This is a genomic window from Sphingopyxis sp. EU05-FHT14B03 (genome assembly GCF_058790875.1).
This window is the reverse complement of the sequence record NZ_JBYTDC010000002.1, coordinates 1,177,728-1,193,896: the sequence shown is the minus strand read 5'-3', so window position 1 is coordinate 1,193,896 and position 16,169 is coordinate 1,177,728. Positions and strand designations below refer to the sequence as shown.

The following is a 16,169-nucleotide window of genomic DNA, read 5'->3' as shown; positions in this document are numbered from 1 at the left end:
GATGACTCAAGAGCCGGTCAATTGTCCAATCTGCCGCAATAGAGACCACATTGATTGCATCGGTTGGTATCTCGGGCAGGATACCTATCAGTTCGAGTGCGATTCCTGCGGAAAGTTCGCGCTAGTGGGCACTGCCAAAGCGATATTGGAGGGATGGGAAGCTGAGCCCGAAGATCTCCGTCGATCGCTTCTAGCCTATCGCGTGCAGCAGTCTGGGGCTTACGGCTCAGCCCTTCCAATTTTGAACAGCGATGATGTAAAAGCTGCGCTTGATGAAAAGCCTGTCCTGCCAAGCCCGCATGAACAGGCCAGTAATATCATCAAGCTTGTGGGCGACCATGTACGCGAAACTGGAGACGACCTTGTCGAAATGCCGGGCACGCTCGCGGCGATGGTAGGTGCGCCGAGCCGAAACGCCGCTCTTCGAATCGCCACCGAGTTGGTAAATCGCGGCGTATTAGCGGGAATTGAAACAGCAAGTTACGATTCACCGTACGACGTTCAGCATCTCAACTTATCGTTGGATGGTTGGGCCGCATATGATGCGGAGCGGCGCGGGAATATTGCCGGATCATTCGGATTCCTGGCCATGAAGTTTAATGATCCGGTGTTGGAAGTGTTCGCCAGAGACGTGATCAAGCCTGCAGTAGAATCTGTGGGTTTCGTATTGGTGGACATAAGAGACACAGCCAAAGCCGGAATTATTGACAATTTGCTCAGGGCTCAGATACGAGATTCGGCGTTTGTTCTAGTCGATCTTACGCACGACAATTCCGGAGCATATTGGGAGGCTGGCTATGCCGAAGGTCTCGGAAAACCGGTGCTATATCTTTGCGAGAAGAATAAGTTTGCAGAGAAGCAGACTCACTTTGATACCAATCACTGTACTACTGTCATTTGGGATGTCGAAAATCCCAGTAGGTTTTCTGAGGAGCTAGTCGCGACCATACGGCGGTCGCTAAACCTGTTTTCATGACGCGCTCCACCATTATTTTCGCTGCGACGCTGTCATCGCCTGGCAACGGCCCCCTCACCCTACCGCATTCGCCTGCTCCAGAATCGACTTCGCGATATCCTCCATCTTGCCGACGATCAGCAGCGGCGCGCCGCCGACCATGCCGACCTGCGTCTGGCCGTTCTCATAGTCGCGGAGCCACGCGACATTTTCCGCGACGAGCAGATAATTGCCGCCGCGCGATTTGAGCTCGATGAACTTCATGATTGCGTCTCCTGTTGCCATGGCCTCTAGGCCCGACAAGTTGCATTCGCATAAACAGGACGCGCGCTTATGACCCCCGCCGCCATCATCTTCGACTTCGACGGCGTGATCGCCGACAGCGAGGTGCGCGCGAATCTGTCGCTTGCCGAGAGCCTGACCGCGGTCGGCATGCCGACGACCTATGACGAGAGTTTGCGCGACTATTACGGCCATAATTGGCAGGAGACCCAGCGGCGGATCGAGGCGCGCTTCGGGCGTCCGCTGCCCGCCGATTTTCGCGAGCGGCACCGCGAGCGGGCAAGGGCGCGCTTCATGGAGGGGTTCGACGCGGTGCCCGGCGCGCCCGCCTTCCTCGATACGCTGGGGGCGCTGCCGCGCGCGATCGCCTCGTCGAGCCGCGCCGAATATATCGGCTGGGCGCTCGGGCTGTTCGGGCTCGGCCATCATTTCGGGGACCATATCTACAGCGCCGACGGCTGGGACCGCGGCAAGCCGCATCCCGACATCTATCTGGCCGCCGCCAATGGGCTCGGTGTCGATCCGGCGAAGTGCCTGGCGGTCGAGGATTCGCCGACCGGCGCGCGGTCGGCTCTTGCGGCGGGGATGACCGTCGTTGGTTTCTGCGGCGCGGGTCATATCGTCGATCGCGCCGCGCATGGCGCGATGCTGCGCGAGGTCGGGGTACACCGGCTTGCCTTTACCTTTGAAGAGATTAGCATCGCTGCTTGATCATGATTGCAGGGGGTGGATGTGATCTGGAATATCCTGTGGCCGTTGCTGTTGTTCGCTGCGCTCGTCGTCTGGCCGGTCTGGCTGTGGCGGCGGATGAAGAAGGTGCAGCAGATGGCGCGCGACGCGCTTGACGATGCGCCGATGCGCGGCGGTGCCCGCTGGGAGGAAACCGAGGCGGCGGCGGATGGGCGCCAATATGGCCGTGCCGAAAACTTCGACCCGGTTCTGGACAAGGTGTCGCGAGACCTTGCGGCCCCGGACATCATCAAGGATCTGGAGGGGCGGCGCTGAGACCCTGAAAAGGAGCTCAGCGGTCCATAATGTTGACGACACATTCGGGTCGATTCTCCCTGTCGCGTAGCGATGGGGGAGTCGCAGACGGCGCTTAGCGCCAGCGGGACTGCCGCGAAGCGGTGGTGGAGGGGCCGAAACCTTACACGACGCCTGACGGCGTCGGCCCCTCCGTCAGCGCTTCGCGCTGCCACCTCCCCATGGCTGCGCCACGGGGAGGATTGGATGCAAAAAGCGCTGTCCTAAAAAACATTGCCAGATTAGCCTGCGATCATGCAGTGCCCCGATCGCCCGTCGAAACGTCAATCGCGAATGAAGTTGCGCAGTTTTGCGCCGTTTTTCGAAGGCGAGTCGTTCGCTGTTTCCCGGAGCAGGCCGGGGTCCATGTCGTGGAGCGCGCGCCGATCTGTCTGGACCCCGGCCTGCGCCGGGGAACGATGGCCGGCGACGTGAATCCACTATAAAGTTCGGCAGTTTTCCGCCGCTTTCGAAAATCCCCCCAAGGAGAGACGCCATGTGCACCCACGAAACCGAAGCCGACCTCGACCGCGCCGGGCTGCCCGTCGGGCGGCGCAGCTTTACCGCGCTCGCGGGCGCCGGGGCGCTGATGGCGGCGCTGCCCGCGCGCGCGCTGGCGGGCCAGCCGGTCAAGGGCCGCGATGTCGAGATCAAGACCGCCGACGGCACCTGCGACGCCTATTTCGTCGCGCCCGCCGAGGGCAAGCATCCCGCCGTGCTGGTGTGGCCCGACATCCGCGGCTTGCGCCCCGCCTTTCGCCAGATGGCCGACCGGCTGGCGGGCGAGGGCTATGCGGTGCTGACGATCAACCCCTTCTACCGCTGGCAGAAATCGCCGGTCGTCGATGCTGCCAACGACTTCAACGTCCCCGAGGTGCGCGAGAAATTGTTCGGCTATCTGAAGCAGCTTAACAAGACGCTCGTTACCACCGACGCGACCGCGCATCTCGCCTTCCTCGATGCGCAGAAGGAAGTCGACACCAAGCGGCGGATCGGCACCACCGGCTATTGCATGGGCGGCGCGATGACGATCTATACCGCCGCGCTCAGCCCCAATCGCGTCGGCGCGGCGGCGAGCTTCCACGGCGGCGGGGTCGCCACCGACAAGCCCGACAGCCCGCATCTGCTGATCGACGGCACCAATGCCGGTTATCTCTTCGCGATCGCCGACAATGACGACAAAGAAAGCCCGAACGAGAAGGTCTTGCTGGCCGAGGTGCTCAAGCCGCGCCCGCAGTGGCACGAGGTCGAGGTCTATGCCGGCGCGATGCACGGCTGGTGCCCGCCCGACGGCCGCGCCTATAACGAGGCGGCGGCGGAAAAGGCGTGGGGGCGGATGCTGCAGCTGTTCAAGGCCGAGTTAAAGCCCGCCTGATTTCCCGTTCGTGTCGAGCGAAGTCGAGACACCCCGAAGGCGCGCACGACCGATGGGCATCTCGACTTCGCTCGATGCGAACGGGATTAGGGCAGGCGGTGAACTCAGCCGCCGCTCGCCGCATAGCTCGCATAGACGCGCTGGCCGTCGGGGCCGAAGGTCATCACCTTATAGGCTTCGCGGATATTGCGATATTCCATGCCGGGCGATCCTGTCGGCATACCCGCGACCGCCAGGCCCTTGACGCCCTTTGGTTTTTCCTTGAGCAGCCGGGCGATTTCCTTCGCGGGCACATGGCCCTCGATGACATAGCCGCCAACGAGAACGGTGTGGCAACTGCGCAGCGCCGCGGGCACGCCCTGCTTGTCTTTGACCGCATCCATGTCGGCCGCATTGACCACGGTGACCTTGGCCCCAAAGGAGGTCTTCACCAGCTCGAGCCATTTGAGGCAGCAGCCGCAGCCGGCGTCGCGGAACATCGTCGGATTGGCGGCGTGTGCGGTGCCGATGATGCCGGCAAAGGCGGCGAAGGCGAACAGGGTGCGGCGGGCGGGGGGCATGCGGTTTCCTTTCGGGGTGACCCGGTCAGGATAGCAAAGGTCCTCCGCGACGCAAGGCGCTCACCCCATCGGGTAGAGGATGTCGCGGCTGACCTGGTGCAGCGCCGCCATCACATCGTCGCTCAGCACCAGATCCTTGGCCGCGAGGATCGGGTCGACCTGGTCATAGGCGCTGACCCCGACGATCGTCGAGGCGACGAAGTCATGCTGCTTCGACCAGGCGGTCGCCATGGTCACAGGGTGCAGCCCGGCCTCCTCGGCGATCTTCAGATAGCGTTCGGTCGCGGCGAGGCTCTTGTCGTTGACGAAGCGGCGGCCCATCACGGCTTGCCGGCCTTCCATGCCGAGATAGCGCGAGAAACGCGCCCCCTCGGGGGTCGCGCCGCCCTGATATTTGCCCGACAACACCCCGCCGGCGAGCGGCGAGTATGGGATCAGGCTGACGCCTTCCTGCCGGCATACCTGCTTGAGTTCGTCCTCGAAGCGGCGGTTGTTGAGGCTGAAATTATTCTGGATCGTTTGGTAGCGATGGACGCCGAGCCGTTCGGACGCCGCGAGCGACTTCATCAGCCCCCAGCTTGTCTCGTTCGAGCAGCCGAGGATGCGGACTTTGCCGGCTCTGACCAGTTCGTCGAGCGCGTCCATTATCTCCTCGTAAGGCGCGTCATGGTCGGGCCAGTGGGTCTGATAGAGGTCAACATAATCGGTCTGCAGCCGCGTCAGGCTGTCGTCGATCGCCTGCATGATATTCTTGCGGTCGAGCGCGGTCATGCCGTTGCGGCACGGCGATTTGAACCAGACATGGCTCGGCCCCGAAACCTTGGTGGCGAGGATGATCGCGTCGCGCGGCTTGGTCTTCAGCCAGCGCCCGACGATTTCTTCCGTGCGGCCGACCCATTTGGTATCGGGCGGCACCGGATAGCCCTCGGCGGTGTCGTAGAAGTTGATGCCCTCGTCGAAGCAGCGGTCGAGGATGCGGAACGCTTCACCCTCGTCGGTCTGGCTGCCGAAGGTCATCGTCCCCATGCAGATGTCGGACACATGGATGGCGCTTTTGCCAAGGCGGCGGCTTTGCATACTTCTCTTCTCCGGTCGCGAGGGGAGGTCGCGCCGTGCATTAAGCCGTCAAATCAGAAGCGCAAGCGATCCGACGAGCAGCGCCGCCATCGTCCAGTTGAAGGCGCGCAGCCGCGCCGGGCTCGACAGCCAGCCGCGCAGCGCCTGTCCCATCACCGCCCAGATGCTCGTCGAGGGCAGGTTGACGATGCCGAAGACGATCGCGACGAGCAGTACCGCGACGACATTGCGGTCGGGGGCGTAGAGCGCGATCGCCGACAGCGCCATCGTCCATGCCTTGGGATTGACCCACTGGAACAGCATCGCCTGGACGAAGGTCATCGGCTTGCCGCGCGCATCGCCGTCGGTCGTCGGTGCGGCCGCATTGGCGATCTTCCACGCGAGCCACAGCAAATAGGCGACGCTGACCACCTTGAGAACAGTGTTGAGAATGGGGAACAGGTCGAAAAGGCCCATCAGTCCGACGCCGACGAGGACGATCATCAGCGTGAAGCCGATCCCGACCCCCAGTGCGTGCGGCACCGTACGGCGCAAGCCGAAATTGGCGCCCGACGCCATCAGCATCATGTTGTTCGGACCCGGCGTGATCGACGAGACGAGCGCGAAGGCCGAGAGGGCGGCAAGGGTGGTCTGATCCATATGCGCAATATAATGCGGCTTATGATGCTGGTGGTTGCAAAGATGGGCGGTTTTGCGATAGATTATGCAATCTATGGGCAACATCGACACCATTGGCCGCAATATATTGCGCGAACTGTCGCGCGACGGGCGAATCTCGAACCTCGAACTCGCCGAGCGGGTGGGGCTGTCGCCGTCGGCGTGTTTGCGCCGGGTGCAGGAGCTTGAACGCAGCGGCGTGATCAAGGGCTATCGCGCGCGGATCGATCCCGCGAAGGTCGGTTACAGCTTCATGGCCTATGTTACCGTCGGGCTGTCGACTCACACCAAGCAGGCGCAGGAGGATTTCGAGGCGGCGATGGCCGAGGCGCCCGAGGTTCGCGAATGCCACAATATTACCGGCGCGATCGAATATATCCTGCGCGTCGAGGCGGCCGACCTGGCGGCGTACAAGCATTTCCACACCGAGGTGCTGGGCATATTGCCGCAGGTGAATGCGATCACCACCTATGTGCTGATGGGTTCGCCTAAGGATGAGCGGGCGTAGTTTTTCTTGGCCGTTCCGGCGAAGCGCTAAGGTTGAACACGGCGCCCCGCGACCGCATATCGGTTTCATGCTGAAACTCTCCCTGCTCGATCTTGTGCCCGTCACCGACACCGGGACGATCGCCCAATCGCTGGCCAATGCGGCCGACCTCGCCCGACATGCCGAAGCACTGGGCTACGGCCGTTATTGGGTTGCCGAACATCACGGCATGCAGGGGATCGCGAGCGCCGCGACCGCGGTGGTGCTCGCGCATATCGGGCAGGCAACGTCGAGCATCCGGATCGGGTCGGCGGGGATCATGCTGCCCAACCATGCACCGATGGTGATCGCCGAGCAATTCGGCACGCTGGAGGCGTTGTTTCCCGGTCGTATCGACCTTGGCCTCGGCCGCGCGCCGGGGTCGGACGGAGTCGTCGCGCGGGCGCTGCGCCGCAACCTCACGAGCGACGAGCGGCAGTTTCCGCAGGATGTCGTCGAATTGCAGGCCTTTCTTGCCGGTGACGAACGGCTCGGCATCCGCGCGGTGCCGGGCGAGGGGACCCACATCCCGATCTGGGTCCTGGGGTCGAGCCTGTTCGGCGCGCAGCTCGCGGCGATGCTCGGGCTGCCTTATGCCTTCGCCAGCCATTTTGCCCCCGACGCGCTCGACGAGGCGCTCGATATCTATCGGCGGCAGTTCAAGCCGTCGGCGCAATTGTCCGAACCCTATGCCGCCGCGGCCTTCAACGTCTTCGCCGCCGACACGCGCGAAGAGGCCGAACTGCTCGCCTCGTCGCAGCAACAGGCCTTTGTCGCGCTGCGCACCGGCAATCCCGGGAAGATGAAGCCGCCGCTCGCGGGTTACAAGGACAGCCTGCCACCCAACGCGCGCGCGATCCTCGACCATGTGCTGCAATGCTCGGCGGTCGGCACGGTCGACGACGTTCGCGACGGGTTGAAGGCGTTCGCCCTGCGCACCGGGGTCGACGAGGTGGTCGTGGCTTCATCGATGTACGACCATGACGCGCGGAAGCATTCGGTGGCGCTCGCGATGGAAGCGGCGAAGAGTCTTTAGCCAAACGTCGTCATTGCGAGGAGCCGAAGGCGACGCGGCAATCCAGAGTAGCGTCAACTCGCTCTGGATTGCTTCGCTTCGCTCGCAATGACGACGTTATTGAGGCCGAAAGCTTAGGCTTGCCAGCCGCCAAGCGTTGTCGCCCATCAACTCGGTGGCAGAGGGAATGACAGCCGGCGGCGCGCAATCGACCTCAGCGGTGATATAGCGGCCGGTTTCGCGCAGCCGCACCCCGACGTCGCCGAAGCGCGCCTTGAGCGCTGCGATCAGCCGTTCGGCATCCTCGGCAATCGCGTTCGAATCGAGCGCGCGCGGGGTTCCGTCGAGCAGTTCGGCGACCGCTTGCCGCAGCGCGCCCACGGCATCCTTGATGATCGACAGCGCGATGAACAGCGCCGCACTGGCATCGGCCCACCACCAGCCGAGCCCGATGCCGGTGATGCCGGCGATCGCGGCAAGCCCGGTCTGCCAGTCGGCCTTCTGCATCAGCGCGTCGGTGTGCAGCACCTTGTCGTTGATCCGCTTTGCCACCGGCTGTTTGATCCGACCGAGGATGAGCGGCGGGATGATCGAATAGACGAGCGCCGCGATCATCAGCCAGCCCAGCCAGATGGTGTGGCCGAAGAGGGTGATGCCCCCGACGGTCGGATGCTCCTGGCGCACCAGCGTCGTGGCGCTTTCATAAACGAGGAAGCCGCCCATCGCCAGCAGTGCCGTCGCCGCAACGAGGAAAGCGAGGCTGTTGGCGCGGCGATAGCCGAAAGGGAAGCGATTGTTGGCGCGCTTGCGCTCCCAATGCACCGACAGCAGGAACACGATCGCAGGGATGAGGCTCAGCACATCCTCGATCACTGCCGACTTCATCGCCTGGCTTGCGCCCATGACGAGCGCCATCACCACGACGACGCTGCTGATCCACGCCAAGGTCCACCATTCGAGCCGCTCGCCATGCCGCACGTCGGCGGCGATGGCGTCGGGGATACCGCTGTGCAGGCTCATCGCGGGCCCTCGGAGACCAGCCGGTCGGTGGCGAGGATCAGGGCATTTTCGCCGTTGCGCCGCGCGATGCGCAGCACGGGATGTTCCTTGTCGTCGGGTTCGCCGCGCGCGACGGGCTTCGACAGCGCGATATCGGCCTGCCAAGGCGAGGCCTTGGCGAAATGACCGATGAGCGCATCGACCTCGCCGTCTTTGAGCGCCTTATGCGCATGCTCGCCGTGAATGGGCATGATGCGGAGGTGCGCGCCATGGTCGCGGGCATAGGCGCCGACGAGCGCGAGAGCGGGCTGCGCGTCGGGGGTTCCGGGGAGGACGGTGACGCGCATCGCGTGCGTGCGTTCGATCCGCTCGGTCGTGCCGGCCGCATCGCGCGGCAGGCCGTCGCAGGCAGCGAGCAGCAGCGCGGCGAAGGAAAGGGCGAACCGGTATCGCATCCCCGCTCATACGCCGCGCTGCGGCCTTGGTTGCCGCGCGCGCCCTGTGTTGACGCGGCCAAGCAGGGGGCAGTATAGGGACCCCCCGACCCAAGGGCGGCCCATCTGGGGTCGCCTTTTTGCTTTGGTCGTATCTTTTGTGTTTTGGAAAGGTGCCTGACATGTCGATCACGCCGCTGATGCCCGTTTACCCCCGGTGCGGTGTGCGTCCGGTGCGAGGTGAGGGCGCCTATCTGATCGGCGAACGCGGCGAGCGTTATCTGGACTTCGCGAGCGGCATCGCGGTCAATCTGCTCGGCCATGGCCACCCGCATCTGACCAAGGCGATCCAGGATCAGGCTGCGACGCTGATGCATGTGTCGAACCTGTACGGCAGCCCGCAGGGTGAGGCCTATGCGGCGCGGCTGGTCGAGAATACCTTCGCCGACACCGTCTTCTTCACCAACTCGGGCGCCGAGGCGGTTGAATGTTCGATCAAGACCGCGCGCGCCTACCACTCGAGCGCGGGCAACGCGCACAAGCACACGCTGATCACCTTCAACAACGCCTTTCACGGCCGCACGCTCGGTACGATCTCGGCGACCAACCAGGAGAAGCTGCGCAAGGGTTTCGACCCGCTGCTGCCCGGTTTCGCCTATGCACCGTTCGACGATGTCAATGCTGCGCTGGATCTCGTGGACGACAATACCGCGGGCTTCCTACTCGAACCGGTACAGGGCGAGGGCGGTATCCGTCCGGCGTCGCAGCCCTTTCTGCAGGCGCTGCGCGACATTTGCGACCAGCGCGACCTGATGCTGGTGTTCGACGAGGTCCAGTGCGGCGTCGCGCGCACCGGCTCGCTCTATGCTTATGAACAGTTCGGTGTGACCCCCGACATCCTCGCCAGCGCCAAGGGCATCGGCGGCGGTTTCCCGATGGGCGCGTGCCTCGCGACCGAAAAGGCGGCGCGCGGCATGGTGATCGGCACGCACGGCTCGACCTATGGCGGCAACCCGCTCGCAATGGCGGCGGGGCAGGCGGTGCTCGACGTCGTGCTCGAGGAGGGCTTCCTTGAGGGCGTCAAGGCGACGGGCGAGCGGCTGCGCGGTGCGCTCGAACAGCTGATCCCGAACCACGACAATCTGTTCGAGAGCGTGCGCGGCATGGGGCTGATGCTCGGCGTCAAGATGAAGAGCGACAGCCGCGCCTTCGTCGCGCATCTGCGCGACAACCATGGGCTGCTGACGGTGGCGGCGGGCGACAATGTCATCCGCATCCTGCCCCCGCTCAACATTGAAGAGTCGCACATCAACGAGTGCATCGAGAAATTGTCGGCGGGCGCGGCGAGCTATACGCCGCCCGAAAGCTGATGCCGAATTTTCTAAACCTGTCCGATGCGGGCGGGGATGCGATCGCAGCGATGCTGTCGGACGCGATCGACCGCAAGGCGGCGCGCGCCGGCTGGCCGAAGGCGAAACCCGACGCCGACAAGCCGCTCGCCGACCATGTGCTGGCGATGGTGTTCGAGAAGAATTCGACGCGCACGCGCTGCTCGTTCGACATCGCGATCCGCCAATTGGGCGGGGTGCCGATGATCCTCGACGCGGGCACGAGCCAGCTCGGCCGCGGCGAGACGATCGCCGACACTGCGCGCGTGCTGTCGCGCTATGCCGATGCGATCATGATCCGCACCGACCATCATGACAAGATCGAGGAACTGGCGCATTTCGCCAGCGTCCCCGTCATCAACGGCCTGACCGACCTGTCGCATCCGTGTCAGATCGTTGCCGACCTGCTGACGATCGTCGAGAGCGGCAAGGCACTGCCCGGGCTGGAACTCGCATGGCTCGGCGACGGCAATAATGTGCTGGCGTCGCTGATCGAGGCGGCGGGGCTGTTCGGTTTCAACGTCCGCGTGGGCGTGCCGCAGGGCTATGAGCCCGATGCGGGCTTCGTCGAGGCGGCACGTGCGAAGGGCGCGAAGATCGATATCGTCCGCGACGCGCGCGAAGCTGTCGCCGGCGCCGACCTGGTCGTCACCGACACCTGGGTGTCGATGGGGCAGGACCATGCGCACAACAAGCTCGCGGCGATGGCGCCCTATCAGGTCGACGAACGGCTGATGGGCGCGGCGAAGGGTGACGCGCTGTTCCTCCACTGCCTGCCCGCGCATCGCGGCGAGGAGGTCACCGATGCGGTGATCGACGGCGCGCAGTCGCGCGTCTGGGACGAGGCCGAGAACCGCGTCCATGCCCAGAAATCCGTCCTGTTGTGGGCGCTAGGGAAGTTATGAGCGAAACCGTCGAAACCTGGTTCGACCAGCCTTTGGTCTTTACCATTGCCGCGCGCCATGTGCGCGGGCGCTTCGTCCGGCTCGGGCCGGTGCTCAACACGATATTGAGCGCCCACAGCTATCCGCCGGTGGCGGAGAAATTGCTCGCCGAGGCACTGGTGCTGACCGTGCTGCTCGGCTCGACGCTCAAGACCGATGGCGGGCAATTGACGCTGCAGGCGCAGACCGGCGGCGGGCCGATCGAACTGCTCGTCTGCGACTATCGCGGCGGCGAGCTGCGCGGTTACCTCAAATTCGACGCCGAACGGCTGGCCGAGGTCGGACCGGACCCGACGCTGTTCGCGCTGTTCGGCGAGGGCTTCCTCGCGATCACCTTCGACCAGCCGGCGACCGACGAGCGTTATCAGGGGATCGTGCCGCTCGAAGGCGTGTCGATCGGCGATGCGGCCGAACATTATTTCGAACAGTCCGAGCAGATCCCGAGCCTGATCAGGCTCGCCGCGCGCCATGACCATGAAGCCGGCTGCGTCGCGGGCGGGTTGCTGCTCCAGCATCTGCCGGAGGGCGAGGTCGGTCGCGACCGGTTGCACACGCGCCACGATCATCCCGAATGGGAGCATGCGCGCACGATCGCGATGACGCTGAAACCCGAGGAACTGACCGACCCCGCGCATTCGCTCGAGACGCTGGCATGGCGGCTGTTCCACGAGGATGAGGTGCGCGTCGAATCGGGCATCACCGTGTCGCGCGGCTGCCGGTGCAGCCTCGATTATTTCGCCGGGGTGCTGCGCCAGTTTCCCGAGACCGAGCGCGTCGACATGGCCGACGAGGCCGGCAATATCGTCGTCGATTGCGCCTTTTGTTCGCGGATTTTCCCGATCCCGCTCGGCGAAATCGCCACCCCCAACTGAGCCGGCTGACGACGAATGGACGTTTTTCAGCGCCAAGCGGTTGAAATCGCGGCGCCGAAACGCTATTTTATCTTCACAGGGTCGCATGTTTGCCCGCGACGGGGGCAATCGTTGGATAGGTGTACATGGCGATCTTCTCTCCCCCGATGAAATGGGTCCTTGCGGCCACGATGTTGGCCGGCGCGACGGCGGTGCCCGCGCAGGCGCCGTCGCTGGCGATGCTCGATGGCCTCGAAAAGGGCAGCTGGCAGCTGCGCGAGCGCGGCAACAACGCCGTCGCCCAGACGATGTGTTTCGGCGACGCGCGGCGGATGATCCAGATCTACCACCCGCGCGCGAACTGCTCGCGCTATGTCATCGAGGACACGCCTAAGTCGGTAACGGTGCATTACACCTGTCCAGGCGCGGGCCACGGCCGCACCACGATCCGGTCCGAGACGAACCGCCTGGTCCAGATCGACACGCAAGGAATCGCCGACGGGAAGCCTTTCTCGCAGGCTTATGAGGCACGGCGCAGCGGCGCCTGCACGAACTGAGCCGCACCCTGCCGTAACAATCCGTTAACCAAAAGCCGCTAAGCCGGGTGTCACGACGCACCGATGTGTGTCCTTCTCCCTAACGGCTTTCATGCCGAACTGGGCCGTGTGACCTGTCATGCGGCCCGTTTCTTTGGTGCAGCGCAGCACTTGCACGCCCGACGACGCGGGCCTATCTGGCGCCGATGCAAGACGTAGCCGGAAAAACGCTGATCGTCCTCCTCTCGGGCGGGCTCGACTCGATGGTTTGCGCGGGCCTCGCGAAAGAGGCCGGCGCGCGCATCGTCGCGCTGACGATCGATTATAATCAGCGTCACCGCGTCGAACTGGAATCGGCCGCGCGCATCGCGGACTATGTCGGGGCGGCCGAGCATATTGTGCTGCCGCTCGACCTCCGCCGCTTCGGCGGCTCGGCGCTGACCGATGATATCGCGGTGCCCAAGGACGGCGTCGGGGACGAGGTGCCGGTCACCTATGTGCCCGCACGCAACCTGATCTTCCTGTCGCTGACGCTCGGCCTCGCCGAGGCGCGGGCCGCGCAGGACATCGTCATCGGGGTCAATGCGCTCGACTATTCGGGCTATCCCGACTGCCGCCCCGAATTCATTTCGGGCTTCGAAAAACTGGCGCGGCTCGCGACGCGCGACGGCGACAAGGGCGTCGATTTCCGCATCCACGCACCGCTCCAGCATATGACCAAGGCCGATATCGCCGCCGAGGCGGCGCGACTCGGTATGGACGCGGGCATGAGCTGGTCGTGCTACGACCCGACCCCCGAGGGGCTGCACTGCGGCGCGTGCGACAGCTGCCGGTTGCGCAGCAAGGGTTTTGCCGATGCGGGGCTCGCCGACCCGACGCGCTACGCCTGACCATGAGCTACGCGGTCAAAGAGATTTTCCTGACGCTGCAGGGCGAGGGCGCACAGGCAGGCCGCCGCGCGGTTTTCTGCCGCTTCGCCGGCTGCAATCTGTGGACGGGTCGCGAGAAGGACCGGTCCAAGGCGATATGCCAATTCTGCGACACTGACTTCGTCGGCACTGACGGCACATTGGGGGGCAAGTATAAGGACGCGACGGCGCTCGCCGCGACGATCGTCGCGAGCTGGGGCGAGGGTGAGGCCGACCGCTATGTCGTGCTAACCGGCGGCGAGCCGATGCTGCAGGTCGACGATGCGCTGATCGACGCGCTACACGCGCAGGGGTTCATCATCGCGATCGAGAGCAACGGGACTTTTGCCGTGCCGCGCAGCATCGACTGGATCTGTATCAGCCCGAAGGCGGGCAGCGAACTGGTGCAGACGAGCGGCGACGAACTGAAACTGGTATGGCCGCAGCCGGGCAGCGACGTTGCACGGTTTGCGACGCTCGATTTCGGGCATCTGCTGGTGCAGCCGCTCGACGATCCGAATGCCGCTGCCAATGTCCAGGCGTGCATCGAACTGGTGATGGAAGACCCGCGCTGGCGTCTGTCGCTCCAGGCGCACAAGAGTTTGGGGCTGCGCTAACCCAGCGCTATTCGCCGGCCTTTTTGGCAGGCGCCGGGGTGTCGGCCTTCTTGCCGACGGGGACAGTGATCGCTTCGCCTTCACCACTCGTCTCTTCGGCGTCGGCCTCGTCGGCCGCTTGCTCATCCTTCTTTGTCGCTGGCTTCGCCGTCCCATCGTCGGGAACGCTGTTGTCGACCGCAGTGCCGTCGCCGCTCGCATCGTCGAGGATGATCATCGAATCGCTGATCGTGCCCGGCTCGACCTCGACCGCTTCGAGCTTGGTCGTCGTCTTGCCCGACGGTTCGCTGCCGCAGGCGGCGAGGGCGAGGATCAGGAGCGAGGGGAGGATGATGCGGGTCATGGACATGTCCTAGTCGCTGGCCGAAATTTTGTCGAGAAAGGCCGGAAGCGCGCGTTCGAGCGCGGCGTCGACCTCGGTGAAGCTTGCCGCCTTGCCGAGCGCCGCGAGGCTGGTCACCGGAAATTCGGCGATCCCGCACGGCACGATGCCGCCGAAATGCGAGAGGTCGGGCGCGATGTTGATCGAGACGCCGTGCATCGTCACCCAGCGCTTCACGCGCACCCCGATCGCACCGATCTTGGCCTCGCGGCCATTTTCGTCGTCGGTCCAGATGCCGATGCGGCCTTCGGCGCGGCGTGCCGCGACGCCGAATTCGGCAAGCGCATCGATCACCCAGCCTTCGAGCGCCGAGACATAGGCGCGCACGTCGCGGCCCCGTTTGGAAAGGTTGAGCTGGACATAACCGACGCGCTGGCCGGGGCCGTGATAGGTGTAGCGCCCGCCGCGCCCGGCGTCATAGACCGGGAAACGCGGGTCGAGCAGCTCGGCGGGATCCGAACTGGTGCCGGCGGTGTAGAGCGGCGGATGTTCGAGCAGCCAGATGCGCTCGCTGGCCTCGCCCGCGAAAATCGCCGCGGCGCGCGCCTCCAGGTCGGCGAGCGCGGCGGGATAATCGCTCAGGCCCGGCGAAACGGTCCATAGAGGTGGCGGCAGATGGCTCATCGTGCCGCCTCCTGCTCCCACGCGCGAGCGAGTGCAAGGGGCGCGCGCTAAATCGTTAACATGGCTGGACATCGGGGAGCAAGACCGCCAGTCTCCCGCGTCAACGGGTCAACCAGAGACGGGATTTAGATGCCAAAATTCGACATGGGCGCGGCGTGGGAAGACAGCTTGGTCCTGCTGCGGTCGCACAGCGTATTGACGGGCACCATCGCCGCCGTCTTCCTCTTTCTGCCGACGCTCGCGGTCGCCTGGTTCGGGCCGGTCCCGATCGAGCCCGCCGCTGGCGCGACATTCGACCAGATGATGATGACGTTTCGCGAAAGCGCGCGGCAGGCCGTGCCGTATCAGTTGCTCGTCAGCGTGATTTCGGCGATCGGCGGGGTCGGTATCCTGCGCCTCTGGTTGTCGCGGACCAGCACCAGCGTCGGCGACGCGCTCGTCTTCGCGCTCAAGATGATCCCGACGATGATCGCGATCCAACTGATCCTCGGCGTCGGGCTGGGCCTGATCGCGGTTCTGGCGATCATGCCGGGAATCGCGGCGGGGGGCGGCGCCGTCGGCGCGCTGCTGTTGTTCGTCGGCGCGCTGTTGATCATCGGCATCTGCGCTTATTTGTGGGGGCGGCTCGCGGTGACCTCGCCGGTCGTTGCCGATCGCACCCAGTATAATCCGGTCGTCGCGATCCAGGAAAGCTGGCGTTTGACCAAGGGCAATGGTTGGCGGATTGCGCTCTTTCTGTTTCTCGTCACACTCGTGATCATCATCGTCGCACTGCTCCTCGGCGGGGTGATCGGCGCGGTCGTGGGGACCGGTGACGGTATCGGACGGATGCTGACCGGATTCGTCGAAGGCGGCGTCGCGGCGGTCGGCGGCATCGTCTCGGCTGCGATCAGCGCCGCGACCTACCGTCAGTTGGCGCTCACCGGCGGCAACGCCATATTTTCCTGAGGGAAACGCAAGAGGCCTTTGTCCGTGACGTCATGAAGTGATCGCAAACCGGACGACGGCCCGCTAAT

Annotated in this window: 21 protein-coding genes; 13 read left to right on the top strand and 8 right to left on the bottom strand. The window is 64.5% G+C overall.

The genetic code is table 11. The features are described from left to right. Position 1: 1 nt before the first annotated feature. On the top strand, positions 2 to 976 hold the full coding sequence (locus tag AC3WS4_RS14845) for a hypothetical protein (RefSeq protein ID WP_492739494.1): 975 nt from the start codon (positions 2 to 4) through the stop codon (positions 974 to 976). Positions 977 to 1,030: 54 nt separating this feature from the next. Here the strand turns inward: AC3WS4_RS14845 and AC3WS4_RS14840 are convergent, their stop codons facing one another. Next, complete coding sequence (locus AC3WS4_RS14840) at positions 1,031 to 1,219, bottom strand: hypothetical protein (protein WP_492739495.1); 189 nt, start codon at positions 1,217 to 1,219, stop codon at positions 1,031 to 1,033. Between the two features lie 69 nt (positions 1,220 to 1,288). Here AC3WS4_RS14840 and AC3WS4_RS14835 point away from each other — a divergent pair, with 69 nt between their 5' ends. The 3 genes from AC3WS4_RS14835 (at position 1,289) to AC3WS4_RS14825 (ending at position 3,635) form a co-directional block, all read left to right on the top strand. Continuing rightward, positions 1,289 to 1,948 carry an HAD family hydrolase gene (locus tag AC3WS4_RS14835; protein ID WP_492739496.1) on the top strand — a complete coding sequence of 220 codons (660 nt, stop codon included), beginning with the start codon at positions 1,289 to 1,291 and terminating at the stop codon, positions 1,946 to 1,948. A 21-nt stretch (positions 1,949 to 1,969) separates the two neighbouring features. Continuing rightward, positions 1,970 to 2,242 carry a hypothetical protein gene (locus AC3WS4_RS14830; protein WP_492739497.1) on the top strand — a complete coding sequence of 91 codons (273 nt, stop codon included), beginning with the start codon at positions 1,970 to 1,972 and terminating at the stop codon, positions 2,240 to 2,242. A 514-nt stretch (positions 2,243 to 2,756) separates the two neighbouring features. After that, positions 2,757 to 3,635, top strand: coding sequence for a dienelactone hydrolase family protein (locus AC3WS4_RS14825; RefSeq protein ID WP_492739498.1), 879 nt, complete (start codon positions 2,757 to 2,759; stop codon positions 3,633 to 3,635). 104 nt (positions 3,636 to 3,739) lie between these two features. Here AC3WS4_RS14825 and AC3WS4_RS14820 read toward each other — a convergent pair whose 3' ends face one another. The 3 genes from AC3WS4_RS14820 to AC3WS4_RS14810 all read right to left on the bottom strand — a co-directional run bounded on the left by AC3WS4_RS14820 (position 3,740) and on the right by AC3WS4_RS14810 (position 5,911). Continuing rightward, complete coding sequence (locus AC3WS4_RS14820; RefSeq protein ID WP_492739499.1) at positions 3,740 to 4,195, bottom strand: DUF411 domain-containing protein; 456 nt, start codon at positions 4,193 to 4,195, stop codon at positions 3,740 to 3,742. 60 nt (positions 4,196 to 4,255) lie between these two features. Further along, positions 4,256 to 5,221, bottom strand: coding sequence for an aldo/keto reductase (locus AC3WS4_RS14815; RefSeq protein WP_492742857.1), 966 nt, complete (start codon positions 5,219 to 5,221; stop codon positions 4,256 to 4,258). Between the two features lie 99 nt (positions 5,222 to 5,320). Continuing rightward, positions 5,321 to 5,911: a LysE family translocator gene (locus AC3WS4_RS14810; protein WP_492739501.1), complete on the bottom strand. Its 591-nt coding sequence runs from the start codon at positions 5,909 to 5,911 to the stop codon at positions 5,321 to 5,323. Positions 5,912 to 5,984: 73 nt separating this feature from the next. Here AC3WS4_RS14810 and AC3WS4_RS14805 point away from each other — a divergent pair, with 73 nt between their 5' ends. Next, positions 5,985 to 6,437: an Lrp/AsnC family transcriptional regulator gene (locus AC3WS4_RS14805; RefSeq protein WP_492739502.1), complete on the top strand. Its 453-nt coding sequence runs from the start codon at positions 5,985 to 5,987 to the stop codon at positions 6,435 to 6,437. A gap of 67 nt (positions 6,438 to 6,504) precedes the next feature. Continuing rightward, a complete protein-coding gene (locus AC3WS4_RS14800) occupies positions 6,505 to 7,491 on the top strand; it encodes an LLM class flavin-dependent oxidoreductase (RefSeq protein ID WP_492739503.1) in 987 nt (328 codons plus the stop codon). Positions 7,492 to 7,587: 96 nt separating this feature from the next. Here the strand turns inward: AC3WS4_RS14800 and AC3WS4_RS14795 are convergent, their stop codons facing one another. Beyond that, complete coding sequence (locus AC3WS4_RS14795; RefSeq protein ID WP_492739504.1) at positions 7,588 to 8,490, bottom strand: cation diffusion facilitator family transporter; 903 nt, start codon at positions 8,488 to 8,490, stop codon at positions 7,588 to 7,590. Then, positions 8,487 to 8,924, bottom strand: coding sequence for a hypothetical protein (locus tag AC3WS4_RS14790; RefSeq protein ID WP_492739505.1), 438 nt, complete (start codon positions 8,922 to 8,924; stop codon positions 8,487 to 8,489). Before AC3WS4_RS14790 ends, AC3WS4_RS14795 begins: the two co-directional genes overlap by 4 nt. A gap of 161 nt (positions 8,925 to 9,085) precedes the next feature. Here AC3WS4_RS14790 and AC3WS4_RS14785 point away from each other — a divergent pair, with 161 nt between their 5' ends. From AC3WS4_RS14785 to queE, 6 genes are all read left to right on the top strand, one after another. After that, the gene (locus AC3WS4_RS14785; protein ID WP_056350943.1) at positions 9,086 to 10,273 is read left to right on the top strand and encodes an aspartate aminotransferase family protein; all 1,188 of its coding nucleotides are present in this window, start codon (positions 9,086 to 9,088) and stop codon (positions 10,271 to 10,273) included. Next, complete coding sequence (gene argF, locus AC3WS4_RS14780) at positions 10,270 to 11,196, top strand: ornithine carbamoyltransferase (protein ID WP_492739777.1); 927 nt, start codon at positions 10,270 to 10,272, stop codon at positions 11,194 to 11,196. The genes AC3WS4_RS14785 and argF overlap by 4 nt, the downstream gene beginning before the upstream one ends. Beyond that, positions 11,193 to 12,107, top strand: a complete 915-nt coding sequence (gene hslO / locus AC3WS4_RS14775) for an Hsp33 family molecular chaperone HslO (RefSeq protein ID WP_492739506.1) — start codon at positions 11,193 to 11,195, stop codon at positions 12,105 to 12,107. Before argF ends, hslO begins: the two co-directional genes overlap by 4 nt. A 125-nt stretch (positions 12,108 to 12,232) precedes the next feature. Then, positions 12,233 to 12,643, top strand: a complete 411-nt coding sequence (locus tag AC3WS4_RS14770) for a hypothetical protein (RefSeq protein ID WP_056350949.1) — start codon at positions 12,233 to 12,235, stop codon at positions 12,641 to 12,643. Positions 12,644 to 12,828: 185 nt separating this feature from the next. Continuing rightward, positions 12,829 to 13,512: a 7-cyano-7-deazaguanine synthase QueC gene (gene queC, locus AC3WS4_RS14765; RefSeq protein ID WP_492739507.1), complete on the top strand. Its 684-nt coding sequence runs from the start codon at positions 12,829 to 12,831 to the stop codon at positions 13,510 to 13,512. 2 nt (positions 13,513 to 13,514) lie between these two features. Next, complete coding sequence (gene queE, locus AC3WS4_RS14760; protein WP_492739508.1) at positions 13,515 to 14,147, top strand: 7-carboxy-7-deazaguanine synthase; 633 nt, start codon at positions 13,515 to 13,517, stop codon at positions 14,145 to 14,147. Positions 14,148 to 14,154: 7 nt separating this feature from the next. On the opposite strand, the gene AC3WS4_RS14755 is transcribed toward queE, so the two are convergent. After that, entirely contained in the window at positions 14,155 to 14,490 is a 336-nt protein-coding gene (locus AC3WS4_RS14755; RefSeq protein ID WP_492739509.1) for a hypothetical protein, read from the bottom strand. Positions 14,491 to 14,499: 9 nt separating this feature from the next. Beyond that, on the bottom strand, positions 14,500 to 15,153 hold the full coding sequence (lipB, locus tag AC3WS4_RS14750; RefSeq protein WP_492739510.1) for a lipoyl(octanoyl) transferase LipB: 654 nt from the start codon (positions 15,151 to 15,153) through the stop codon (positions 14,500 to 14,502). Between the two features lie 129 nt (positions 15,154 to 15,282). Between lipB and AC3WS4_RS14745 the strand changes: the two genes are divergently transcribed. Beyond that, positions 15,283 to 16,101: a glycerophosphoryl diester phosphodiesterase membrane domain-containing protein gene (locus AC3WS4_RS14745; RefSeq protein WP_492739511.1), complete on the top strand. Its 819-nt coding sequence runs from the start codon at positions 15,283 to 15,285 to the stop codon at positions 16,099 to 16,101. The last annotated feature ends 68 nt before the right edge of the window (positions 16,102 to 16,169 follow it).